The 26,590-nt window shown below is 53.0% G+C and carries 10 protein-coding genes; 4 read left to right on the forward strand and 6 right to left on the reverse strand.

From position 1 onward, the window contains the following. Positions 1-390: 390 nt before the first annotated feature. The 5 genes from CEE69_RS08315 to CEE69_RS32470 form a co-directional block, all read right to left on the reverse strand. A complete protein-coding gene (locus tag CEE69_RS08315) occupies positions 391-12,900 on the reverse strand; it encodes a peroxidase family protein (RefSeq protein WP_158230985.1) in 12,510 nt (4,169 codons plus the stop codon). A gap of 792 nt (positions 12,901-13,692) precedes the next feature. Then, on the reverse strand, positions 13,693-15,738 hold the full coding sequence (locus tag CEE69_RS08320; protein WP_099260238.1) for a recombinase family protein: 2,046 nt from the start codon (positions 15,736-15,738) through the stop codon (positions 13,693-13,695). Positions 15,739-16,100: 362 nt separating this feature from the next. Next, complete coding sequence (locus CEE69_RS08330) at positions 16,101-17,273, reverse strand: tyrosine-type recombinase/integrase (protein ID WP_099260239.1); 1,173 nt, start codon at positions 17,271-17,273, stop codon at positions 16,101-16,103. 66 nt (positions 17,274-17,339) lie between these two features. Further along, the gene (locus tag CEE69_RS08335; RefSeq protein ID WP_233215048.1) at positions 17,340-17,600 is read right to left on the reverse strand and encodes an excisionase family DNA-binding protein; all 261 of its coding nucleotides are present in this window, start codon (positions 17,598-17,600) and stop codon (positions 17,340-17,342) included. A gap of 1,554 nt (positions 17,601-19,154) precedes the next feature. After that, entirely contained in the window at positions 19,155-19,322 is a 168-nt protein-coding gene (locus tag CEE69_RS32470; RefSeq protein ID WP_158230987.1) for a hypothetical protein, read from the reverse strand. A gap of 294 nt (positions 19,323-19,616) precedes the next feature. Between CEE69_RS32470 and CEE69_RS08355 the strand changes: the two genes are divergently transcribed. Next, positions 19,617-20,591, forward strand: a complete 975-nt coding sequence (locus tag CEE69_RS08355) for a diguanylate cyclase (protein WP_099260242.1) — start codon at positions 19,617-19,619, stop codon at positions 20,589-20,591. 58 nt (positions 20,592-20,649) lie between these two features. On the opposite strand, the gene CEE69_RS08360 is transcribed toward CEE69_RS08355, so the two are convergent. Further along, positions 20,650-21,555, reverse strand: coding sequence for an alpha/beta fold hydrolase (locus tag CEE69_RS08360; protein WP_099260243.1), 906 nt, complete (start codon positions 21,553-21,555; stop codon positions 20,650-20,652). Between the two features lie 353 nt (positions 21,556-21,908). Here CEE69_RS08360 and CEE69_RS08365 point away from each other — a divergent pair, with 353 nt between their 5' ends. From CEE69_RS08365 to CEE69_RS32800, 3 genes are all read left to right on the forward strand, one after another. Beyond that, positions 21,909-24,356: an outer membrane protein assembly factor BamB family protein gene (locus CEE69_RS08365; protein WP_099260244.1), complete on the forward strand. Its 2,448-nt coding sequence runs from the start codon at positions 21,909-21,911 to the stop codon at positions 24,354-24,356. Between the two features lie 78 nt (positions 24,357-24,434). Beyond that, on the forward strand, positions 24,435-24,920 hold the full coding sequence (locus CEE69_RS08370; RefSeq protein WP_099260245.1) for a MarR family winged helix-turn-helix transcriptional regulator: 486 nt from the start codon (positions 24,435-24,437) through the stop codon (positions 24,918-24,920). A 323-nt stretch (positions 24,921-25,243) separates the two neighbouring features. Further along, a complete protein-coding gene (locus tag CEE69_RS32800; protein WP_233215049.1) occupies positions 25,244-26,530 on the forward strand; it encodes an OprO/OprP family phosphate-selective porin in 1,287 nt (428 codons plus the stop codon). The last annotated feature ends 60 nt before the right edge of the window (positions 26,531-26,590 follow it).

Genomic DNA, 26,590 nt, shown 5'->3' on the forward strand with positions numbered 1-26,590 from the left:
TTCGACAAATTCACCAACTCCAAATCTTAAAGTAGTTTTTGGGCTGCCTTTTAGCCTTCCATATGTGTGGTTGTACTGCATCCAGAGCGTACTCGACGCTAGCTGGCGGGACGTTGATAAGTGAACAAACGGCGACTTGAAAGTGTATTACTCAATCCGAAACGCCAGTAAACGCTCCGAAGGATCAACACTCCACAGTTTCTCTACACGTTGGGCCTGAGCTACACGATCGACAAACTTCTGCGCATTTCCATTTGAATCAAAAAAACCTAGTCGCGTTTCGCTCGCTTCACACGGGTATGAAATATTGTTCTCAACAGTCTCGGCAATTACTTCAAATACACTTGGCATATCGGTGTCAATACGTTCATAATTTGCTCTTTTTTGCAATTAGTTATTTTCTGGGTTGCATCCTTCCTCAGGAATGCACTGCAGTGTCTGCGGTGTCATAATGTCAACAACTGCTCCGACAAAACCGAGGAAACGCAAGCACTTGAGGCTGATCTTTCCAGCTTGGTTTGGCCATCTAATCTGTTTGTCGAACTCTCCGATTATTGAGTCGGAGGCGTTTTTGATTTTCTTTCGAACATTAGCCGGGATTTTCTTGCCATCCAATCTGTCACCAGCTCCCATCTTCGACAAATCATCGACTTTGACTTTTGTGATGCCGTCTTTATGTTTGATGTCGACGTGGCGCGGGCCGTGCTCAACACGGGAGCCAGGGCTGGCTGTGTCTCCTGCGGTGTTCGCAAATACATCGAATCCTTCGCCAGAAAAAATCCGCGGTAGTTTCCCATCAGCATCGACGTACTGCAAAGGTGAATTAGTCACATATCTGTATAAGTTCGCATCCAGTCCTTCGAATCCAATTGTGTCCTCGGAAAAGAATCGACCAACTACAGGGTTAAGGTATCGCGATCTCGAGTAAATCATGCCTGATTCTTCATCGATCTCACGCCCAGTAAATCCGTAGCGGCCAATTTGGCTTTCATCATCTTTTCGATTACCAAATGCGTCGTACCGGAACGTCGACACTTCAGTACCATTTGCCGAAGCGATTGCTTGAATTGTCCCAAGCTGGTCAGTAAGCAACCAATCCAACCTAATATTGGCAGAGAGCTTCGCCGTCTCTTGGCTAATAACCTGGTCGGTATCAATGCCATGCAGATACCTGACAGATTCTTCAAACGTTGCGATCTCTCCTGAATTCGATGATAACGTCAAGTCTATTATTACGTTTTCAACGTCATAGATAAAAAAGATCGTCGATTCTTCGAATTCACTATTAGGCGATACACGAACGACTTTCGTTATGCGGCGGTTCATCGCGTCATAGTTGAACTTTATCTCTTGATACAATATTCCGTTGCCCATGAAGTCATTCAGTGCGAGCAGGCGATTTCGATGGTCCCATTCAAATATTCGATAGTTACCTGTCGCAATCTCTATTCGTTTGACTGTGTTGCCTTCGTCGTCGTACTCGTAGCTGAAGGTGCCGTCGGAAAGCAGACGGTTGGAGTCTCCGGTGACGTACCCGTCACCGTGTAGTTCGCTCGAAACACGGTTGCCGTTTGCATCGAAGACGAAAGCTTCATCGCCTCTTGCGTCTGAGTCGCTTCGCTCAGCCGCAGTGAGCTGATCGCGGTCGTCAAATTGATAGTCCGTGACGCCGTGGACGTCTTCGATTCGCGTGATTCGACTTGCAACATCATAGCGGAAGTCGAAGAAGCTCAATCGCTCGCCAGATGCGTTATCGTGCGAAAGATTCTTCAGGCGGTTGAGCGAGTCGTAGAGATAGCTTGATTGAACCGAAAGCTGGCTGCGAACGGTGTCCGAGTATCGCTGGATGCCTGTATATTGAGCGATAGCATTGTAGGAAAAGTCGACGAGTTTGTCCGCGACATCCGTTCCCGTTTGCTGGAGTGTTGCGAGTCGGTCGAGTCCATCGTAAGCGTAGCTTGTTGTTGCTCCCGCTTCGCCTTCAATCGTGTCAATGACCGTGAGGACATTCCCATTACCGTCATACGTGTATTCGAGAAGGACGTTTGGAGCTTCGGGTGTTCCCGCGTTGTCGACCGATTTTACTCGGTCGAGGCTGTCGTAAGTGAAGGTCAAATCGCTGTAGACATCTGTGATCGATTCGAGGTTTCCGACGATGTCGTACACCGACGTGATTGTGTTGACGATTTCTTCACCGACGAGCCAGTTTTCAGTCACAAGTCGATCAAGATCATCGTAATGAAACTGTGTGACCCGACCGTTCCGATCAACTTTCTCGATGAGGTTATTCGCTCCGTCGTAGCGATACTGCGTGATTGCCCCGAGTGGATCCACTTCGCTCACTAGCCTGTCACGCGAGTCGTAGACAAACTCAGTGCGGTTGCCGACTGGATCAATGAGAGCGATCAAGTTGTTGTCGAGATCATACTCGTACCGAATGCCACCCCCATCGGGATCAATCGACTTGACCAAACGATTGCGAGCATCGTATTCATTCTGCGAACCGTTACCGAGCGGATCGGTGGTGCTGGTGAGATTATCGTTTCCGTCATACTCGTAGCGAGTGATTGGCTGCTCAAGCGGCCCGTCGCCATCGGGATCGGCTTCGATGACAGTCACCTGACGATCACGCTCATCAAACTCGTACCTCGTTTCATGTCCGAGGGGATCAACCACCAAAGTCATGTTGAGTTCTTCGTCGTAGAAGAACGTCGTCTCAGGCGACGTGAGTGGTCCGTCACCGTCTGGATCGGCTTCCGAAATCCGCTCGACTGGATTCATTGCCAAATAATCGAACTCAGTTCGATTACCGTTCGCATCAATCGTCGCCGTCGGCATCCCTGCTCGTCCGCCAACTTTCGATTGGTCGTACTCGTTGCGATAAACAACCTCGTCAGGCGTGCCCTTAGCCATCGTGGTTGTGATCAGACGACCAAATTGGTCGTAGTCGTAGTCCATCACCCGCCCGAACGGGTCTGTCATCGTGTCAACCAAGCCTTGTGGCGTGTAGCTGTACCGAGTGATCTGGTCATCAGAATCGCCAATAGCTCCGAAGAAACGCTCGTGCGCCGCGAAGATGGTGTGCAATTCTGAAGAGTCCGCATCGTTCGCTTTATGACGGGTCCGAATATCTAGGCGTCCATCGTTATCAAAGTCTTCGACAAAAACGTTCCGAGGATCGTCTCCGACTGCAACGGAAAATGGATTTAAGAAACCACCATCGGCGGCAGACAGTCGGATCACAAGATTTCCGGGCTGTTGATCAAGTCGTTGGGTTGCGTTGTCACCCCTCACGATTCCAATAATATCGAGGCGTCCGTCATCATTGAGGTCAGCAAGCGAAAGATCTGTCAGGAAACGATCGACATCCGCGACTTGCAGATAATCCAACGAGCGGTCCGAGTTTATCTCGACATTCCTCAGCGTTGGAGACACGAGTTCAAGATTTCCGTCAAGGTCCGAATCGATTAGCTCAAACTCCATTCTTGCTGCGGTATTCGTCTGCCCTAAGAATCCATCCCCTTCATATTGCAAAGTTGATGTTCCCCAGGCTACTCGGAGAAAGCTAAGACTTGACCCTCTTTCATCTACGAGCTGAGTAACCAACAGGAGTAAGTCTCGTTCGCCATCTCGGTCAAAATCGCCCGCTTTGATGGAACTAACAGGACCGTTTTGTGTGAACTCTTCTAAATAGCCGCCGGCCAGAATTGTTTCATTACCACTGCGTCGGTAGAAATCAAGCTGAGTTCCGAATGTCCGACTGTTTGGGTCAAAAGCACGTTGTCCAACGACAAGTTCATCGACTCCATCCCCATCAAGGTCTTCTAATGCCGCCATTGAAACCAACTCATCTGAGTCAGCCAAAATGCTGAGTTCTTCAAATCCTCCGGATGCCGTTCTTAGTAAAACGCTTGCTGAAGTTCGCGTCGCGATAGCAACGTCTTGCAAACCATCTTGGTTGAAGTCACCTTCGGAAAAACTCGTTATCGCATCTTCCGACTCGAAAGCAACCAACGCATCAACAGTTCCGTCGGTTTCAGTGCCAACGAACAACTGTGTACCGCTAGTGAAGGCAAGTTCTCGCGATTGATCTCCATCAAAATCGATGTATCTGTAGTCAGCCCCAGATACATCAATCGCAATCGAGGTGTCTTCTGGAAAACTTCTTTGAGATCCAACTTCGTTCGTAACCGATAGAACGTTTCCGTTTCGAGGATCAATTTGGTAGAGTGTTTGCCGTCCCAATCCATCTGATTCATAGACCATTTGATTGAAGATTGGGTCATAGCGAAACGTTCTTGAGAAAACAGTCTGAGGTTCTGTTGGTTCCTCGTCATCTTCGCCCTCGGCGGCAGTTACGCTACCTGCTAGCTCCGACGCCGAAAAGAAAGTCGACTGATTCAAGAACTCGCCTTCTCCATTTGGCGGCTCATCAAAGAAGAACTCAGACGTAGCATCGGAGTTAAGTTCGATGCCGGCCGTGTCAGCTAAGCTCAGAAGTGCTGCACGACTATTATTGGTTAAATTGAATCGCACTCGGTCGGCATCGGCGTTCACGAATGATGCTAGTCGTAGACTTGCTCCATTGTTCGCGGAAAAAGCGAATGACGATGTCCCGGCATCGCCAACTGAGAGGGTTATCAAATTGGGAAACGAGAGTAAAGCCTCTTGACCAGTGGCCTGGAACTCAAGTCGGTTTGTGCCGTTCAATTCAACTGTGGTCAAGCCGGAAAAAACAACGGATGAGTCAAGGACGGTTACCGCAGTGTTACCAACACTTGTGACTTGACTTGCTGGGAAAGCAGCACTTCCCGTGATCGACAAGCGACCCGTGACACTCCTCAGACTTTCCGCCATGAAGATCGAACCGTCACCGACTATCACTTCGGAATTTTCGATTGTCGTCAGCTTGGGTGCTTCGACCGTGCCACCATTTTGCGCCCGAAGCCCTGCTGTGTTGCTTGAGATGAGAAGCGGTAGCTCCAAAACGCCTCCCTGATCGGCTGAAAACACGGTGCCAGCGACAGGTGAATCGACAATCGATTCGAGTGCTGGAAAACTCAGGCTTGCCGATAAACCGCTTACTCGGACACTTCCTCCAAATGGCCTTCCAGATTCAACATAGCTGGTGATCAACGGAAAGCTCACCACTGCATCAACTACTGTAATCGTTGCTTCATCAATGTTTGAAATTTGGTTTGTAGGAAATTGGCCGCTTCCAGTGATTGCGAGGCTGCCAGTGAGAGTAGTCAACAGAGGTGCTACAAAAAGCGATCCGTCACCAACAATCACGTCTGAGTTTTCGACGATCGTCAATGTCGGAAGATCGATCTTTCCACCACCCTGTGCTCGAAGTGATGCTGTGTTACTTGACGTGAGTCTTGGCAGCTCAAGTAGACCACCTTGCTCAGCGGAAAAGACGGTTCCAGCGACTGGTGAGTCGATGATGTTGGCAAGGGCTGGGAAACTAAGCGTTGTAGAAACTCCAATCGCGCGAATGCTTCCTCCAAACGGATTTCCTGATTCTTGGTAACTCGTGATCAACGGAAAACTAACCGCTGCGTCAGTTGCCTTGATAGACGCTTGATCAATGTCTGTAAGTTGACTCGTTGGGAATAGACCGGAACCGAATATCTCAAGTGTCCCGGAGAGAGTTTCAAGTTTGTCGGCTTCAAATGCCGAACCATCGCTGACGATCACCTCTGATCCTCGAAAATCAACGAGTTCAGGAAGTGTGACCATCCCGCTGTTCGACAAGCGAAAACTCGCTGTTGTCACCGTAGAAATTTGCGGAAGACTCACTTGGCCGCCACGAACGTTCACCAAGGTGTCATTCAGGCTTGTGATTTGATCAAACGGAAACGTGACATCTCCGACGACAGTAACCGTACCAGACTCAATTGATTCAACCATGGGTGCCTCGAACACACCACCGTCCGAGATAGAAACCGTGGAGCGATCAAAGTTGGTCAGCTCAGGAAGCTGAACTACGCCATTCCTGCGAGCTTCAAACGTTGCAGTGTTACTTTGTGTCAGCAGTGGAATGCTGAGCGTACCACCATCCTCAGCAAGGAAGGTTGTCACCGCTTGTCCGGCACCTGAGTCGACGAAGGTCGCGAGTTCAGGTAACGACAACTCCGCGTTCTCGCCACTTACCCGGAGCGATGACATCCCGGCGAGCTGATTCGGCTCCAAGTAGCTGGTGATCAGAGGAAAACTGACAACCTTGTCTGTGACGTGAACTGAAGCAAAATCGAGACCTGTGATTCTCTCCGATGGGAACTGACCGCTTCCGGTAAGTTGCAGGAAACCAGAGGTGAATGTTTCTAATTTCGGAGTTTCAATGGCGGATTCAGAAGCGACGATCACATTCGAATTATTGAAAGCAACCAATTCTGGCAATCGTATCGTTCCACCCCGACGAGCCTCAAACCTTGCAGTGTTACTTTGTATTAGCAGTGGGATATTAAGCGTGCCACCATCCTCCGCAAGGAAAGTCGTCGCTGCTTGCCCGGCACCGGAATCGATGAATGTCGCAAGTGCTGGCAAAGAAAGTTCAGCTCCCTCTCCCGTAACTTGAAACGCTGACATACCCGCAAGCGAATCCGGTTCCGCATAGCTTGTCAGCAGCGGCATCGTCACACTGATATCCCGAACTCGAACAGTTGAATAGTCAAAGTCCGAAATCTGAGCGATAGGGAATGCGTTCACATTTTGAAAACGGACCTCACCACGCGTGGCCCGTGTCAGCTTTGGTGCATCGAACCGTGAGTCGCCCTGAACATCAAAAAAGAAGTTGTTCGCTTCCAGCAACTCTGGAGCTTGGACTTCTCCACCAGTGCGTAGGCTTGCCGAGATATAGGAAGAACTTTCTAGCGATCTAAAAATTAGAGTTGCGGCTTCGGAAATATCGAAGCGGGATTGGCTAGTCGCCCCCCCTTCTTCAAATGTTGATAGTAGCAAAGGCAGTTCGAGAACTGATCCAGCCGAAATCGAGATGTTCGTATCACTAATTCTTTCAAGTGATTCTATTCCGTTGATCGTTCCGCCAGAAATTGAGATTCCACCCCCAATCAAGCTAGTTGCGCGGGCAAGGTTGATTACACCGGAATTGGATGCTTCTAGCTGCAAACCAACAGGTGCCTCAATCGACCCCAGATCGACAGCCCCCCCTTCCAAAGCAGAAATGGTCAAGCGTCTAGGAATTGCAGCAATGCTTGTGAGGTTCGAAAATTTGACGCTGCTTTCTGACCCAATTGCTCGAATTCCCAAAGCGATGGATCCATCGGCATCAATAATTTTGTCGACCGATATAAATTCGATGGTTGCCCCATCGCGAGCGATGATCTCGCCTTCATCGTCAGAAATCTGTCCCAGAACAATGAGATCGGAATCGTTGCCCGTAACGACCAGTTGCCCACCAGCGACAACCCCCAGGTCATCTTGCAGGCGAGACTGGCCACGCAGAGTCAGTGCCACGCCGTCAATCGTGATTGGAAGGGATGAATCAAGTGCATCGACATTGACTGGAGCTTGACCAACCACAACCGAACCAATCGCTTCGTTCGTCCGTCGAATCAAAACCCTATCAACAGATGTTGGCACTCGTTCTTCATTCCAATTCAATGGATTATTCCATTGATTATCGATAGCCCCCGTCCAGGAAATCGAAGCTTCAAACGCGACCGCCCCACTTACAACTTCATCGATGATTTCGACGACATTTCCCAGATTATCGTATCGATATTCAGTAAGATTACCTCTTCCATCAATAACATTGGAGACCTGGTTCTCCTCATTCCGCGTTATGCGTCGAACGTTCCCAACTGAATCACGTTCTTCTGTCGATTGCCCACGGCCATCGACCACAGTCTCAATCAGGTTCCCGTTTCCATCTACATAAGGAACTGTCGCCTCGCTCAGGCGTTCAAAAGCGTTTGGCGGATTCGTGAAGTTTCGTGTTTGATCAGGAGGCAACAAGCCAATGGTTTGCAGCGGCTGGTACTCAATGAGTTGTCCGTCTTCGCGAATCGCTTGATAGGTACGACCTGAGAAGTCAAAGAATGCTTGCTGCTCAAATCCTCGCTTGGTTGTCTCGCTGACCATATGCCCGAGTTCATCGTATGACCATGTTCGAACGGTTGTATCGGGATCCTCGATCGAAGTCAGTCCATTGTTCTCAACCGATAGTTTCGTAGTCCGACCAGCGGGATCAGTTATTGAGGCAACGTGATCCCCGACGTAAACGAATGTTGTTGAGAGACCGACGGGATCGACGATTTCCGTGATTCCGATCCCGTTGTCATAACGGTAACTAGTCGTGTTTCCGTTTCGATCAGTCATCGAAATCAATTGCAGCGTCTCGGGACGACCAGATCTGTTTTCGCCAAATACGAATTCATATCGATATGTTGTCCCATTCTTCATCCGGTGTACGAGCGAATTGAGCCCTTCTTGCGTCAAGGTGGAATAATCACCAGAAGCAAAACTCTTGAACTGATTTTCTTTTGAAGGGTCGCGCTGATACAAAATCTCACCACCATCGCCATCGACGATCAGCACGTTATCTAGAAAATATGCCGTGATGCCTCCTCCACCTCCACCTCCGCCAGCTGACCGCCAATCAAGCTTGGCTTCCCGCAAACCTGATACTCCCCACCCAGCACCAAAAACGCTTTCGCGAGTGTTGACATGCGTAAGTATGGATTGAAATTCAGTGTTCACGACATTCCGGAATCGCCCATCATCTCCAACAAGTAAGCGGGGATAAGTCGTGTATTGGTAAGTCCCGGTTCGCAAATTACGTAGATCGAGCTGAATGGCGCCACGTGCCGTCGTTTGTCCATCTGGAATTGCCCAGATGTTCTCACCCGGCAACAGACCATTGTCTACCGTTCCAATCCCTCCGGATGTGAATGCTGCCGAGTCAACTCGACCTGTCAGAAAAACCTCTGGAAAATTGCTTGCCACTCGGTCAAAACCGAAATGGATCACCGGTCGCGGATCAGCGCGAATTGAGTCGTAAACGAGCGATACGCCGCGTTGAACACCCAGCGAATTGTATGAAACGAGATCGTGCGTTTCGATTAACGCACCTGTTTGAAATTCAACATCGGAACTTGCCGTTCCAGTCGCCGATGGGCAGGTGGGGCATCCCGGATGTGGATTCTGTGGATTATTAGACGAATCTGGATTGGGCGGACAGAAGAAATGCCAGCTACTGTTTCTAACCCCGCCCGAGGTTGTGGTAATTTGCAGGCCGTCGGCGCTGACAACACCATCGCCCACATCATCGAACTCGCCCGTCGTGGGATTGATCGAATAGAGATCGACGATTGCCCCAGGTTCGTAGCCAGCCGTGTTTGGCAAACTAAGTGGAGCTGGAGTCTCAAACACCATGTCGGCTGGCTGAATGGTGACGACCATTTCTGGAATCAAGTTGTCCGGTAATGAGGCAGGCGTGAGATCGCGTGGCACTTCGGTGATGCTGATATTGCCACTGAACAACTGCCCTTGACGATTTTTGAGCGTTCCCGCTGCAATGCCAAGCTCGGCCATCGGAATATTGGCTGTCGTCACCATTGTCATTGCGTTCGGATCGACCGTCACCGAATTTGCCATGTCCAGTACAGGCAAATAGATCGGACGCTCAATCTCATTTAGAGCACCCACGTAAGCATCGTGACCAAGAACAAGGCCAAGTCGTTCGGCAACAAAAGGATACGAGTCCGTTCCTTCTTTCAAGTCTCCAAAAATCTTGAGCGTGTCGGACACGCCACCAGGAGTAAGCCCAAGATCGTGGTCGATAAGCTGTCCCCAATAAACCATCATGCCGGAAAGACTGGCTGATGCACTCGCTCCTCGATCAGCTTGTACGTTGTTGCTAATGGTGCGAGGGTTAGGAGCATTTTCACCTGCGGGACTGTTGAAACCGTCGGAGTATCCCAAGGAGTGATTCTGAACAAGCGGTGTGCCAACCGCACCGAGTTCTGGTTGTGTTTGGTTGTTGCCCACGCCCGAAAAAGTCCGATACTCCGAGATGAGCGTATCGCTTGCCGTCCCGTCACCAAGCTCCATTTTTGTCGAGAGGTCGGGCGTGAGGACACTATCGGGTAAGCCCGAAATCTCCGTGTTCCGTTCGATTAGACCCGCAAGTGTCGTTTGCTGAATCAAGTCGAGATCGCTTTCGTTGAATACCCCGTTCTGGAACCAGAAACGATCGCCGTCTCTCGCACGCTGGAATTGATCCGCAATGATTCGACTGAATAATTCGCCCGTTGCGCCGCCCGCCACATGATCTTCTGAAAGTCCCCCAACCCACACGTCGACATCATCGACCGACTGATAGGTGTTCTGGAGAGACGACACGATTGACGAGTCAGAAGAAATTTCATCAAACGTCGCCGCAGGTGCCAAGCCAAAATCAATCCGAGCTTGGTTGTAGGACGGCAAGCCCATGTCCCGCCCGCGCTGAATGTTCATCGCGGCGAGATCCATACCGCCTGACCCAGGAGGGCCGAACAAAAAGTTTCTTAGATCATCGATAACAAACGGATCGATTGACTCCGCCCTCGATTGAACCAAGCCGCGAAGAAACGGGTCGATTCCATCCAAGCGAATCGGGTCGGTGCTGAAGAAGGCATCTTTCAACGCGATCGGTCCACCCGGCAGCGAGTTTCCGTCCGTGTCGAGTCGCTCAAGTTCACTGAAGACTTGCGAGTGCCCCAGTCGAAACGCTGCGACAGCAAACAATGCGCTCTGGCTTGGGTTCACTTCAGGATCGTACCCATCATAGGGAGCAATCGCGTCTTGGCCCAATAACGCCGGTAAGTATTCAGAATACGTGATCTGTTGCAGAAGACCACCAACGACCTGCCTGGCACGTTGGTAAAGCGTTTCATCATTCGCTGCGGGATTCTCTGCTGCGAAGAGGTCGGTCAGCCGATTGTGCTCACGCACCAGAACGGTGTGAAGCGAAAGCAGTGCAACGTTCTCGTTTGCTCGCGTGTCACCCGTAGAGAAAAGTGTGGACGGGTCTGACCGTCCTTCATTGTCGTTTTCAAGCGGGCCATCAGGGAAGTTCTCATCCGTGTTTGCAGGAAGCAAATTGCCTGCGTCCATTTTGAGCTTCCCACCCGAAAGTGTTCGTAGTGCCGTCGCTCTCGCTTCGTCAGAGCCGTAGACGACGCTTGCGTCTAGAAAGCTGGAGACGAGATTCGGATGGAGGCGAGGGTTCGCGAGGTCCGTTCCTGTTCCCGGTTCATGCCGCGCCCGCCTGAAGGGAATGGTTTGGGTGCCGGTGTTGAATGGATCGAACTGTACATCCCCAACAGGAATCGCTATATCGAACCGCGCGGTGGGCACAAGCATTGTCGGGAGTGCGATTTCAAATCGCCCGCTTTCGTCGGTTGTGTCAAAGTATCCGCCGAGTTCGATTGGCACGCCGGCCAGGGGACTACCATCAATACCAAGTACGGTTCCCGCGATGCGTGTGTCTCCCTCCGTCAACTCAGGCACATTGATTTCAATTTTCTGCTCGGTGCTGAGGAGGCCGTCAGAAACGGCGACAACTATTTCATACGTTCCTTGATCACCCGGTTCAGGCCGTACAATCAGCTCGGTTCCTGAAATAGTGACCGCCGTCAGTCCATCTCGATCTCGCATGACATAGGAGAGCAAATCTCCATTTGCATCGGACGCTGCAATGTTGATGCGTCCTGTCGATCCGATCGCAACCTCTCTCGGCGGAATTGACGATACCGTAGGCGCTTGGTTTTCACCTGTCGCAAGCAAGCCAATTCGAGTTTTCCCAAAACGTGTGCGAACACCAGTCAAATTGACTGTGATCGGAAGTGTCGTCGCGTTCTTCCCGAGCCATCCACTTGGAATGGCGTTACGAAGCGATACATAGGGTAAGCCGTCGCTTGTGATTCCAGAGCGGTTGAGTACCTCCACGCCAGTCGGAAGGTTTTGGAATGTGAGAACGCTACCCGCTCCAATAGCTGATCCTTCGTTCTTGATCGAGAGTGTCACGGAAGTCGTTTCAAGGTCGCGATCAAAAGAGACATCTTGCAGGGAAATCGCAAAAGTTTCTTTTGACTGAAGTACCGTCGTATCGGTTGCTTGCCCAGGTTGGACAGCAAAATTTGGCGAGTACGCGGCGCTCACTAGGTTCGCTGACCGCACTTCATTTGTTAGTGGCGTCACAACAACTCGGCTGCTCAAATTCCCAGCCCAGAGCGGTCGAAATTCGAGCAAGGCTCCCTGCAGGTCGCCTGCGCTCGAAAGATCGACTTCAACGACATTGCCATCGAAGCGAACGCGTTCATTCCCAGACGCGATACCTCTAGGGGTCACCGTCAACAAGGAACGGTCTGTCGTTGACTCATCGTTCAAGTCAGAAGCGTTTTCAGATACCAGGTAAACGCTGACGCTATCTAAAACATTGCTCGCCGATTGGTCTCCCCAAAACGTGTCCAGGCGGAACCGATACTTCCTCGTTTGTTGTGCCGATTCGCCGATGGAAATCCTGAGAGTTTTGACATCACTCAAGCCAAGAGAATCTTCGCTCTCGCGAAGTTCAACGGGAATTGTTGAGTTGCGATTAAGGGCGTTGATTACCCATAGTGCGTCAGCCGCAGTCAAGCGGGCATCTCCGTTTACATCGTAGAAATAACGCTCGGAAGCTGGACGCACCGATGACAGATCCTCGTTCAATCCTTCACGGTTGATTTGGTTGATTACATTCAGTGCGTCGAGCGCACTGATTCGACCATCGGAGTTGACATCCTCCCAAACAACTGGATTGGTCCAGTCGGAAGCGAGAAGGTTCCTCGCTTCGAGTCGTTCGATTGAACTTCGTCGTGATTTTGCAGATTGCCGTCGAGTGCGTTTTTTCATGATGTTCTGTCTAAGCATTCACGTGCGGTTCATCCTGTGGTGGATCTTCCGCAGGCAGATTATCCTCGCCCCCCCACTTGTGGGCAAGTGATCAGCATGTTTTAGCGGGGGAATAAAGTTGCCCGGCGGAAAATCGGTGCGCAATATCTCCCGCGGGGGCGGATGGATGCCGCTACACTCAAACGGAGCAGGAGTTTGACGATGGGCCGGAGCCGAGGGAGGATGGGGCCGAGAGAAAAGTTTCCATTCGTGATTCGAATCACCGGAGCGGCGGCGGTTACTTGCCGCGAGCGTCCTGGCCGACGAGACGTTCGAAGACGGTGTCGCTGGCTTCGAGAGGACTTCACCAAGAATCACGATAGGGACGGCTGTTGCTAGCCGCCCCCCGCACAGATCCGTAGGCGAAGCTGTAATTCACACTGCTCCTGCTGCCAGTCGAGCGAGAAAGCAGTCTTTCAGATACGGATGTAGAATCTTCGGCTGCCGGAGGTAGCGGTCAACGAGTTGGTTGATTCGAGTTGAGGGCCATGCCGCTCAGCCCCTCTGACTGCGTCGATGCAGTTGATGGAGCCAGTGCTCTGTGACCTCGGTGACGAGCTGTTCCAGCCGAGGTTAGTTGTCTGGCACGAAATGGGGTATGGGCGCGTGAGTGGGGCCCCAAGCCACGACAGTCAACACTGACGGTGGCTTATGCTTATGCTCGCCTCAACGGCTGATCGTCTTGCCTGGTCGTAATGCCAACGGAGTTCAGCCGACTGACTCGCGAGTTGACGGTCCGAAGGCTCGGAAGGCCTATCCGGATGGAGGAGTGTTTGGCGACGAGGCCTTTGGGTCGCTGCTGATTTGCTGGTATTCCCCGCGTTGGTCAATCTTAACAGTGATGGGATTTTTGTTTGTCCAACTTCGGATCTGGAGGTAATCCAGTGAACCCGAACTTGGACAATTCTTGTTCTTGGCGATCTCCAGAAATACGGGGGCTGGGTTGATGTCCAGTTCAGCAATCCAAGTGTGCCCCCGTTTGGCCTTGGGGCCCTGCGTGATGTTGACTCGGCCGAGCGACTTTGCCAAGACTTCGTGTGATGCAACCACATCCTCGTGCATCAGCTCACGTAGATGCACTAGCAACGCCATGAACGCTTCACGACCAATTGGCTCCGGACGAAAATTCACTGCCGAAGCGATATCCAGTTCCGCCTGCAGGCGTTTCAACTCTTCTTGAGCTCTCACGGCGCTTTGCAGCAGCGTCTGGGCCGCGATGCCGTCACCGAGAACGGCAAGCCGTTCGGCAAGTCGCTTGATGGTATGTTCTTCCGCTTGAATCTTGGCAATCAGCTCCGCAGTGTCCTTTGTCGGCTTCGCGGCCTCTTCGGCTAAGAATGCGTTGGCCTTCACGAGCAGACCGTCGACGATCGCTTCGTCGAGAACCTGGGTTTTAATGAATTGGAGAATGCAGTCATCAATGATGCGGATCGATTTGGAGGTTCGCAGCTCACAATTATTTGATCCCCCTTTTCCATGGAGACACTGCAGGTGAGAGTACTTGCCGCTTCTGCTGAGCCATAGCGGCTTGTCACAATACCCACAGTACAAATCGAACAACCTCGTAGGATAGCATGCTTGCCGCGATTTCTTGGCCCCCTTCGGCCGGGTGTTGCGCGACATTTCAGCGAGGCGGTTTTGGACGGCCTTCCAAAGTTCGTCGTCAATGATACGCAGGTGAGGATCCTCGCGTCGAAGATGCTCAGACTCCGGACGCATGACATCTTGACGCTTTCCGGTCTCTGGATTCTTTGTGGTACGGCGCTTCCCCCACACGTAGACTCCAATGTAGCGTTCGTTTCTCAACGTGCGGCCAATCGTTGTCGCGTTCCAGCCATTTCGATCCAACGCGTTTTCTTGGCACAGTGTTCGAGCAATGTCTCCAGGGCTCTTCTTCTCGTCTGCGTACATCGAGAAAATTCTGCGAACAACCGCCGCCGCTTCCTCATCGATCACGACTTCTGTTTCGCACTTGCCGTTCCGATCGAGGATGGGAACTCCCGAAGCGTCACGTTTGGGCACAACCTTGAATCCCGTTGGCGGAAGGCCGAGATTCTGTCCCTGGGCATGTTCGTCTTTCATCCCTCGAATCACCTTCTCCTTCAGCTGATCAACGAAAAGCTCATTCTGAATCGCTTTGAACGCGTGTGTCAATTTCGACATTTGCTGCGACGAGTCAAAGCCATTGGCAGTTGTGAGACGCATGTTGTTTGCGTTTACTAGCTGAAGAAACCGAAGCGACTCGATCTGCTCTCGATTCAGTCGGTCAAGGTCGTCGACAAACAGTCGAGTGATCTGCGATTGATCAGACTGAACCAGCTCGCGGAGCATTTGGTAGCCCGATCGATTGACCGTTGTTCCGCTAATTGCCGCGTCGGCGAAAACGCGGTTCCAAGGGATGAAGACCTGTTCCCGCCGCGCGATTTGCAGAACGTTGATTAGCTGTTGATCGAGCGACCGCGTATTCGAGTTGGCGTCGCTGTAGCGGATGTAGGCAGCACCAAGTTCAGGGGAGTCGGATCCGAGGGTCGCCGGAGCAATTGGAGAGCCCAACTGGCCCGAGGCGTAGCTTGCCTCGAACTCGTTCGCCAACCGAGCAAGTGACTCCTGGTCTTGTTTGGGAAGAAGCTTGCCGCCGGCGAGCCCAGGCCAATGCAAAGTCTGTTTTTCCAGATAGGTTGTCGCGAGTGCAAGCAAGTCGGCACGTTCCGGAAGGCCCCGAGGACGCTTCCCTTGACTGAAAGTGGACACGACAACGAAACCTGATGACGTCGTTTGAGGCGAGTTGATTTTTGACATGTGAGTTACTTTCGATTTGTATGGTTGATTCGGCGTTGGACGAACGCCTTGCTGTGTGCGAGAACGAAGAGAGAGGTGCGTCTTTCGAAGATCCGAAGGACGCACGAGGTCGCATCAAAAGGGATGCAGACAACTGAGAGCCGAGACACGCCGGAAGAAGTCGCCGCGTGGTGCGGCAACTAAATTCACACCAGAGTGCGTCCCGGCAATTGATGGGCAGGCATGCCGCCTACGAAGAAGCCAAGTCAAAGCTCCACGAGGCTTTTCAATCTGTCCGCTTTCTGTCCCGCTTTTGCTGGGCATCATCATCTTGTTTTCCTTGTTTGGAACGAGGGAAATTGGAATGGGTGTCACTTGATCGATTAGCGATTTTTCCTGTCCTGGCGGGGCCCGTCATATTCTCGCTTCTTGATGATCACGTAGTGTCGCATCGCTACATCGACCGTGTTGCCAAGCCAACGACAAACCTTGTGGATCGGGTGCTCCTCAGCCAAGTCGGTTAGTGCATTCGCTCGTAGATTCTGGAAGAGTTTTGGCCATGGCTCCATCTTCAGCGACTCAATCTTGCGAAGCAGAGGTGTCCGCAAATTCAACTTCGGGCCTCGTAGTTGCCTGAACACGAAGTCATCGTGCTTTGCGTCGGCTGGCCGTACGGCCTGGAGGTAAGGAACGAGCTCAGGAAGAAGCGGGCAGATTCTGTGGCCACCACGTGAGTGGTGCTCCGTCTTGGAAGCAAAGACACGCATCGTCTCCTCATCAAAGTCGATGTCATCCCAGGTGAGGCAAGAAACCTCCGAGGGCACACGCAGCCCAGCAAACCGGGCCAACGCAAGGACCAGCTTGAACTCAGGATCGTCGAACGCATCAATCAGTTTCTGCACCGTCTCGCGAGTCACTTCGACCAGCCGATCAGGATTGTCCTGGGTTGGAATTCGAAGATCTTCGAATGGATTTTCGTCGATCAGTTTTTTCTTGACCGCGTAACGGAAAAACTGGCGAGCGTCCTTGAGCTTCTTCGATGCCGTGGCCGCGGATAGTCCACGTCCCTTGGGAGCTGGCTTCTGCATCCACTGGAACCAGTCCTCCGCGTCACCAGCACTGATTTCGTGGAGAGCCTTGTCTTCGCCGAAGTACCGGACCAAGTCATCCGCGCTTTGTTTGCGATTGTTCGAGGTGCCAGGCTTCCAGCCGCCGCTTCGTCCGCCACCGCCCTTCTTGAGTTCTCGATAGTCATCAAGGAAGACTTTCAATCGCGGCAGGGTCGATGCCTGACGGGCAGCCAGGAGCCCGGCCCTGACGAGCAAATCGTAGGTCTCGTCTTCCAGCTTCGAGAGCCAGCTATAGAGCTTCGGGCTCAAATCGGTTTGGTACTTGTTGCATTCCAGAATCTCGTCAATCCTTTGACCGAAGTCATTTGCAACGGACTTCGAAACGACACCCAGACGCAAGGTGGTTCGCTTGCCTGTATCAGGTCGATTGAAACGGAAGAGGTACGCTGTCTTGTTGTACTTTTTGTACGCAATGGGGTTTGGCATGATGCCCTTTCTAAGAAGTTGATTGGTTTAGGATTTGGATCCATTCCAGGAGCGAGCAGCCGACGGCTACGCTTCGCCCAGCAGTTGCTGGATCGAGGCTTTGGGGATCCGGGGGAGCGTGCCGATCATCACGACGTGGAGATCTCCTGATTCGACGCGACGCTTGATCGTCGACACGCTGACCTGCAACGCGTCCGCTGCTTGCTGGTACGTGAACGCGAGGGGTTCGCTTGATCGGTCGGTTTTCGGACGCCGCAGTTCAATCCGCGTTGAACGGGCGTCCAATCGTTTGGGGACGGAGATCTTTCGATTCGGAGAATCACTCATGTGCTCGCCAAAAACTTGCAATTGAGGCGACGCATCAGGTGAAAATCGAGTGGCCACGTTGACCAACTGCCCGACGTTCACCCTGGTAAATGCGTCAAGTACAAACTGAATTTGGCAAACGGCTATTCCCGATTTGTTGCACCAGGGAACAAAACGGCGGCTGAGCGAGGAAAATTTGCAGTCGATTCGGTGCAAGCCCTCACCGCAGCAAGAGTGGCTCGGTGCGGCCTCAAGTCAGAAGACGCGAAGGCGACGGATCAAAACCTGATCCGCAGAGGGAGTGGAGTGATTGAGAACGACGCAATCAATCCAAGTGAGCAGCGCCCACGCTAGATCCGATGGGCGGTTGCGAAGCGAGGTCGATCGTTGTTGCACCGTCGAACTCTCCGATGTTCCCGTGTGTCGCTGTCGTTGGAGACACGCCGGAAGAAATCGCCGCGTGATGCGGCAACCGAAATCATGCCAGAGTGCGTGCCGGCAATTGATGGGCGGGTGTGCCGTCGATGAAGAAGCCAGGTCAAAGCTCGACGAGGCTTTTTAACCTGTCCCGCTTTCTGTCCCGACTTTGCCGCAGAGCCTACTTTTCCCCGAGAAATACGGCCCTGGTCGAATCCTGTCGGGGGTACTCAAAACAGCTTTGCTATTCTTTGTTGACTCATCGATTGCGGTGCGAAAGCCATTGGGCGTGCGAATCATTGCCACCAAGTTTTTAGGGAATCGATACCCAAAAACTCTTGTTCGAATGAGCAACGACCATGGGACGCATCTGAAAGGCAATGCCGCAGTACCGGCTCGAAGTTTCTGGACAGGCCGTCGCCACACTCAGTGGCAGGACGTACTACCTGGGTGAGCACAACTCACCGGAGAAGCGAGGGCAAACGACCGCACCCGAGCCGAAGAAGCAGCAGCAACCAGTCGACCTCACTATCGTTCGGGCCACTGCGGAGTCTCTCTCTCCGACCGTTGTTGCGACGGTCCGTGTTCAGGTCGCAGCAGGCGCCCGCCCATAGGAGATCTGCCGAATTTGCCCGATGGATATCGATCGACTAGGCGAAGATTGGATCCATGGTCCACCGGAACACAAGACGGCAGGCATGAAATCGACAAAGCAATCCCGACCGTCGGCGACGCAAGAGATGCACTGACACCCTACCTGTCAGGTTATGGCCGAATGAGCGACGTGCCGTGCGGCGAGCTGCTACCAGGATGCGCGCGATGGCTGCGGCAAGCCCATTTCAGAGTGGCCAGCTTTGCCAACAGCGGCTTTTGAACACAAGCTTCACCGATCTATCAGCGTAAATTTGAATCCGGGCTGAAACCCATTACGCTGAACAAAAGGAACGAAAGAAGGTTGAAAACCAGGAGCCAATGGATGGAAAAGTTTGAATTCAATATCAGCATTCCGATCAGCCGCAAAACAAAGTTCGGAGTGAAAGGGCTGCTCACCCTCGTCTTACTGGTCGGGTGCAACAGGATGACAGGACTCAGCAGACTTGCAGGTGCGAACTCCCGAGTGAGAAACATGGACTCGTAGCCTTCGTCGAATCCCATCGTTCAGCACGCTCGTTGGAAGTAGCAGACTTCAACCAAGTTCTCTCCGCGGTTCAAGACGAGTGTATCCGGCGGGGGATCAGGAACCAGCCAAACCAAGTCGATTGTTCCCTCACGTTCCATCAAAATGAATCGGCGATCCAAATCGCTCTGCCCGCGAATTTCACGCATGGGCCTATGTCAAAACGCGGCCCGGTCAAGCAAAACGTGTGTTTTGGCACACAACCCGCGATAGCCATACGGCTCTCAATGCGTCAACGCACGGATCGAGCAAGAACATCACGAGGATCCAATGTATCCCTCACAATCGATGGAAACGGACTGACCAAACCGGAGATGGACCAAGGCTTTTTGAGTTGATCCACCTACCTGATAACCAAACATGGGTCACACCTTTGTGTCCTACAGTTCACGTGCCCCAGCAGGCGAATCTGCCCTATCGATCGCAATAACATCGAAACTGACATGACCATCAATATACTTCACGTCGAAGATCGAAAAGAGGAAGCCCAGTTCATCCAAATGATGCTGGGCAGGTCTCCTGACTTTGAAGTGTCGGTCACGCAGGCCGAATCATTGGCCATGGCGCTCTCCGAACTGGCAATCTCCAACTTCGACCTCGTGCTTCTCGATCTCGGACTGCCCGACAATGTCGGAGTCGAAGCCGTCGAGACGATACGCAATCATTCACCCCACGTCCCCATTTTCATTCTGAGTGGTGACGAGCGGCAAACAACTGCGATCGCAGCGATCCAAGCAGGCGCACAGGACTACTTGCCCAAACAACACATGGTGGGACAGGTCCTCGCAAGAATGACTCAGCTTTCCATTGCAAGACAGAAGCGTCTGCGGCAAGCGGAAGAAGACTCGCTCACCGACGGACTCACGCAACTTGGCAATCGTCGTGCGAGCGACATTGCCTTCGAGCAGCGACGAACAAGACTTGGAAATGATCACGTCATGTTTGGTTTGGTCGTCGTCGACATCGATCGATTCAAAGCAATCAACGATTTGTACGGGCACGATGAGGGCGACCAAGTCATCCAACGTGTTGCAAACCAACTCTCGCAAGCATCCGATGAGCAGTGGGATCTACACCGCCATGGCGGAGAGGAGTTCACCGTTTTGTTCCCGGTCGAAGACCTGAAAGAACTATCAGCGATTGCGAGTCGACTACAAGCTTCCTGTACTTTCTCACACGGCCCTCAGGATCTGATCAAAATTTCAGTGAGCTGCGGAGTCACCGCCGTTCACAGCGACGACACTTTCCGAACCGCCTTCAAACGTGCCGACGCTGCACTTTACGCGTCCAAGGGACGTGGTCGATGTTGCAGTAGTGTCCACGACGGACAATCCATTCACCCAATCCTCATTCACACTGACTTCCCTTCGTCCCTCGCCATTCACGTGCCCTGCGTGAAAGCTAACTCGCCCAACTGAGCGAGATCATTGACTTCAGAGTTGCCACTGTCGGAATTCCAATTGTGGCCAAGTCCCTTTAATTCGCAACCGCTTGAACGGCGAACTCGACAAGCGGAGCAGGGTCCTTCAATGAGTGCGGGTGATGCCCCAATCCGGGTCGACGGAATTCTCGGACTTGGCCGCCGAATTCTCGGTAGCGTCGGACTAACACATCACTGTTCTCACTCGGCGGAACGACGTTGTCCTGTTCGTTGATCATGGCGAAAATGGGCACTCCCGCTTTGGCAAGTCCAGCCAAACGATGCAGCGGTCCATCTTCCATCGACTTTGATTCTTCTTCGGTGATTTGATAGGCATCCAAACACGTCTTCCATGCTCGAGGCGCGCCGATGCCGTCTCCTTTGCCACCTGGCCACGAACGAATGTCCATGACCGCGTTGTCGACATAGATGCCGCTGACCTGGTCCGGGTTGGCGGATGCCCACCGCATCACAATCAACCCGCCACGACTCATCCCTTCCAACAACGGCTTGGGATTCAAACCGATCTGCTGGCTGAGTTTGTAAAACTGATCCCAACGCTTGAGCGCGGTTTCGTTGCCAAACAAATCTGCGACGTCGCAGTAACCGACGTGCCACCCCTGATTCAACAAAGCCACGTCGAGTTGCGGTTCGTGGCCCCAAAACCGAGCCCGCCAAATCCATGGTGCATTCTCGGCGGACGTCGCAGGGCTGACCAACTTACAAGCCACTCCGTCCAGCTTGAATTCACGTTGAACAAACCCATGGAAATCGCTGACGGAAACTTGGACACCAGGTTGATTTTCAAGTTGACCAGCGGGAGTGTCCTCCGCCACCGCAACAGATGCCGGCTGATTGGAACCCACCGATTCGTCGCCAACCACCACAACCGGCGAAACGATGCTGAGAACGAACACCAGCCAGAACGGATGGAACAGGCAAAAGCAGACTGGGTTGATCATGTTCGGCAACGAAGGCGGGAGCGAGGAAAGACTTGGGTGGTCAGCGACAGCAGGAATGGTCCGGAGGGATGGAAAACAAATTTGATTCCACCGTTCCCTTCCACACGAAGATACACAAACCATCGCCGGGTGTCCGTCGCCCCCGACCAGATTGGATGATGAAGACAAGCGTCACTGCGTCGTGGTCGAGGGCGGGCATTTCCTCGCTGGGATCCCTGGAGATCAGAGCGATCCGAAAATGCATTGACATCTCTTGCCACGCGGCCAACACTGGTCATGTCAACCGTTGAACCGAACTCCGGAACAGGTCGTTGGCGTTCAAGCCTCCTCCACCCAATGCATTGGCAGATTCCATGACGACCGAAAGATTCCGCCCCCGCCTCCACTGCTTGGCTCTCCTCGCGATTGGGCTGCATGCGATTCCGGTTGTCGCACAGGATTGGCCCTCAATCCGAGGACCGCAGTATGACGGATCAGCCGCCTCAGGCGACCAGGATTTGGCGGAAGGCCCACTGCAATTGAAGGTGGTTTGGAAGCAACCCATCGGCAGCGGTTATTCCGGTGTCGTGAAATCAGGCGAACGTTTGGTCTCGGCGATGGCGGACGTGGCGGCTGACCAAGAGTACGTGGTCGCCATGTCGGCAAAGACCGGCGAGACACTCTGGAAAACTCCGACCGGGAAGGTGATGAAGGGAGCGAACGGATCGTTCGACGGCCCTGTGTCTACCCCAGCCGTCGATGACACTCAGGCATATCATCTTTCACCGTTTGGCATTCTGGCTGCTTATGACCTGACGGACGGGAGCATCGCTTGGCAGCATGATTTAAAGAAGGAGTATTCTGTCGAACCAAACTTTTATGGATTTGGAACTTCACCGATTGTTCATGATGGAGTGCTAATCATTCCAGTCGGATCGCCCGAAGGGGCTGTGATGGGATTTGATACGAAGACGGGCCAAGTGGCTTGGAAAGTGGGACAGGACCAAGCCGCGTTTCAGTCGGCCGTCTTGATGGAGCTAGCAGGAGAAACCACCGTTCTCGTCGCTTGCAACACAACTTTGTTTGCGATCGCACCTGCAACCGGAAAGGTCATTTGGTCTCGGCCTCACGGCGGTGCCTCGGGTGAACCGGTGGCCGCAGTCGTGCCTGTTCCGCTGCCGGGCGACGGGCTGTTCTTGAACGACAGTCGTGATGGATCGACAGGCTTGAATCTTCATGCGGACAGCGCGTCGGAGCGTTGGTCAGGACGCACCATTCGCAACACGTACTGCGTGCCGGTGATGTCGGGCGGGCTGCTGTGTTCGTACTCGTCTCGTTTTCTGGTCGCCGTGGATCCCGAGACCGGCGATCAGGTCTGGAGAACTCGGTCGCCGAGCAACGGCTTTCTCGCGACGGTTGCCGGACGCTTGGTGGTGGCAACGCTGGACGGAACGTTGCATGTTGGCGATGTCACGGAAGACGGGTTCGACGAAGCGGCTCAAACGCGAGTGTTCAAGACAGGCGACACCGATTCGGACGGGCTGATGTGGAGCCTGCCATCGATCGCCGGTCGTTCGATTTACCTGCGAAGTCTCGGTGCAATCGCGAGAATCGATCTCGAATCTGGCCAACAACTTCAAACGGCATCTTCCGATGAACCCAAACTTGGGCCTGACTTCGCCGCGTTCATCCAGAGTGTGGAGTCCTCGGACGACAAACAAACCACGGTCGACGAGTACTTGCGTGGGAAGTCTCTGCCCCTGATCGAAGACGACTTCGTCCACTTCATTCTTCAAGGGGACTACAAAGACGTTGCCGTGGCAAGCGAACTGTTTGGTGTACGCCAAGAACGAGCCATGCAGCGAATGCAAGGAACCGACCTGTTTTACTTTGGGGTTCAAGTTCCTGAGACAACGCGACTTTCTTACGTCTTCTTTGCCGACTACCAACCACTGGTTGACCCAACCTCGGATCAACAGTTCACGAGTGGTTTAGTCGCGGGCGAAATGGAACCGATCTTCCGAAAACCAAGCTCCTCGCTGCAGCTTTCTTGGTTTGACAAAGGCAACCTCACCGAGGACTTGGTGATCGATGTTGACCAACCGAACTCGGATATCTCGGGAAAAATCGTCGAAACACGGCTGGACAGTGCTGCGTTGAAAGAGAGCGTTGAACTTTCGATCTACTTGCCACCTGGATACGTCGAAAGCGAACAAAGTGCCCCAGAGAAAACCTACCCGGTTGTGTTCGTGCACGACGGCAACGGTGCAATGGATAGCGGCAATCAGGCGTCGATTGTCGATCAGTTGATTCAGTCGAAAACCATTCATCCCGTCGTCGTCGTGTTCATCGACAAACGCTTCTACCCGATGCAAGGGGCATCCGGCTATCCGGAGTTCTTCGCGAAAGAATTGCTCCCGATGATCGACCGTGAATACCGCATCTCTGCGAACCGCGACGACCGCGCCAGCCTGAGTGGCGGGTTCGGTGCGACGCTCGCGTTGATGGCGACTCTCCCGGTGAGCGACCAAATTGGCGTGATCGGATGCCATTCTCCGTTTGCCTTTGAAATGTTGCACCCGATGGTGTCACAGCTTTCCAAACTGCCCAACGACCGTTGTCAAATCTTGGTGCAGTGGAGTCGGCATGAGTTTCGGAACCCGTCGGAAAACTGGAACATGGGCGATCAAGCACAAATTGTCGCAAAAATTTTGGCGGACGGTGGCCACGAAGTCACCTCCGAGGGAATCGGCACGGGCAGCGATTGGGTGAGCTGGCGAACCCAATCCGTTCGAATGTGGCAACACTTGCTTGGTCAATAGCCGTTGACTTTGTGGTCGCGCTCCCAAACACTTGTCATTGTTCACAGTTTCGTTTGACAAATTTGGCGGGTGGTGAGAGTGACGAATCCAAAAATCGGTGGCAAGCCAGCCTTGATGCTGACGAGTTGCGACGCGATGGAGGTCAGTGACCAAGAGCGAATCGCGTGCGGGCTGCACATCGCCTCCCGCAGTCTGTCATCGGCCATGGCCGCGGCGGTCGCTCCGCATGGGCTCAGCGGAATGGAAGCGAACCTGCTTCTCAAATTGGACAAAGGTTTGAATTCGCCTTCGGAGATCGCTACTTACCTTGGGATCGACGCCTCCAATCTCTCGCGTTTGATGCGCAAGATGCAAAATGCCGAATTGATTCGGCGGGAAGTGGACGCCACCAATCGCTCTCGGGTCATCATTGAACTGACCGCGAAAGGCAAACGACTCACGAAGAAGATCAAGCCAGATGTTCGCGAAATGGAAAAGAGCGTGATGTCGGTGCTGACAGCCAAGGAACTGACGACGCTTCAGAAGATCCTGATGAAAATGTGTGTCAGCGTGATCGAGGCCTGAATGCCCGCGTTGGTCGATCACTGGCTCAATTCCGCAAATCTTCTGTGTTTGATGCAACCCTTACAAGCAGAAAGGTCGATGAACGAGACAACGTCTTCTTGTTTGGGCAAGTCATTCCGATGGGTAGCCGCTAGCACCACCGCGCCGTCCACTGTTTGACAGTGCTAGCTCTGACCGTCATTGGTTCAGGATCTGCTCCCAACGCACGAGCTGAAACCGACGGTCTGGTCGCAGAGCCCTCCGCCGTTTCAACAACCTTCGCCCCCGTCGAAGACAGTGTCAGTCAGAGTGATTTGTCTGACGCCATCACGTGAATTCGCGAATTGGAAACGATCGTCGCGGACATGCAGGCCGAGTCGGCGAGTGCGGCCATACCAGCAACGGTCGACGGGACAGCCTCCCAACACGTGCCGTTCACGGATCGATCCACGCACGATGGAATCTATGATTCCGGCTGGACATGGCGTCCCCGCAACCCTCAGGAATCGCCTTTTGAGTTGACCGTTGGATTGCACAACCAGTTTCGCTACACGGGCTTCTCTCGTGAGGAAGCCTCGTCGGTCGACGCTGCCGGAAACATTCGCGAGATCAACAACCGGAACGACTTCAACATCAACCGAGGTCGGTTGGTGTTTTCCGGGTATGCGTTTGACGAGGACCTGCGGTTCTATTCCAACATCGACTACAGCACCGTCACCTCCAATCCCATCCAATTGCTGTTGGGATGGATTTCGTTTCGGATGTCCGATCGGTTATCGATCTACCTTGGGCTTGGCAAACTGCCAGGAACCTGGGAATGGACGGAAACATCTCGGTACACGCTCGGTGCCGACCGAACGATGGCGACGACATTCTTTCGACCGTCCATCACAGCGGGCATATGGGCCAAAGGCAAACTGACCGACGACATCTCGTATCACGTGCTGGTCGGGAACGGATACAACACGCTGTCACTGCAAGCATCCGAACTCGACACGCAACTCGCCTATTCCGCCCTCTCGTGGTGGGAACCATTGGAGGAGTTCGGGCCCGGTTTCTCAGACATCGAGAACCACCCGTCACTGGCATTCCGGTTGGGACATGGACTGACTCAAACCAGAAACGCCAGCAGCAGCAACGCTGACCCCGCGGCCGAGCAAACCGTCATTCGACTCAGCGACGGAACTCGCCTGATCGAACCCAATGCGATCGCTCCCGGGGTGACGGTGAATGCCTTTGATATCTGGTTGTACTCCGCTCACTTTGGAATCAAACGGCGAGGATTCAGCTTCAGCAGCGAAGTGTTCCTAAGGTGGCTTCGCAACATCGAAGGCGACACCGGCACCGGGCTACCGTCACAGTTTGACCAAGGGTTCTTCGTTCAGAGCGGCGTGTTTGTGATTCCACAAACGCTGGAACTGTTTGCACGTGGATCCCAGGTGAACGGGGAGTACGGCAGCGGCGACGAAATTTCGGCTGGGTTCAACTGGTACTTGTTCAACAAGCGATCCGCTCGATTCACGTTCGACGTGACTTCCATCGACGATTCACCCGCACAGCAATCGCGAACGGGTTATGTCGCAGGAGAAAGCGGCACCCTTTTCCGGTCCCAGTTGTGGACCTTCTTTTGAGCCGCAAAGCTTCGTCGTAGTGGGTGAACGGCGACCTTTTCAGGTGTTCGCCTGTTTGTG

This window comes from Rhodopirellula bahusiensis (assembly GCF_002727185.1).
Classification (GTDB): domain Bacteria; phylum Planctomycetota; class Planctomycetia; order Pirellulales; family Pirellulaceae; genus Rhodopirellula; species Rhodopirellula bahusiensis.

Coding starts and splice junctions, on each gene's coding strand:
- CEE69_RS08315 (WP_158230985.1), bottom strand. CDS start 12,900: ATGAAAAAACGCACTCGACGGCAATCTGCAAAATCACGACGAAGTTCA.
- CEE69_RS08320 (WP_099260238.1), bottom strand. CDS start 15,738: ATGTCAAAAATCAACTCGCCTCAAACGACGTCATCAGGTTTCGTTGTC.
- CEE69_RS08330 (WP_099260239.1), bottom strand. CDS start 17,273: ATGCCAAACCCCATTGCGTACAAAAAGTACAACAAGACAGCGTACCTC.
- CEE69_RS08335 (WP_233215048.1), bottom strand. CDS start 17,600: ATGAGTGATTCTCCGAATCGAAAGATCTCCGTCCCCAAACGATTGGAC.
- CEE69_RS32470 (WP_158230987.1), bottom strand. CDS start 19,322: ATGCGTGAAATTCGCGGGCAGAGCGATTTGGATCGCCGATTCATTTTG.
- CEE69_RS08355 (WP_099260242.1), top strand. CDS start 19,617: ATGACCATCAATATACTTCACGTCGAAGATCGAAAAGAGGAAGCCCAG.
- CEE69_RS08360 (WP_099260243.1), bottom strand. CDS start 21,555: ATGATCAACCCAGTCTGCTTTTGCCTGTTCCATCCGTTCTGGCTGGTG.
- CEE69_RS08365 (WP_099260244.1), top strand. CDS start 21,909: ATGACGACCGAAAGATTCCGCCCCCGCCTCCACTGCTTGGCTCTCCTC.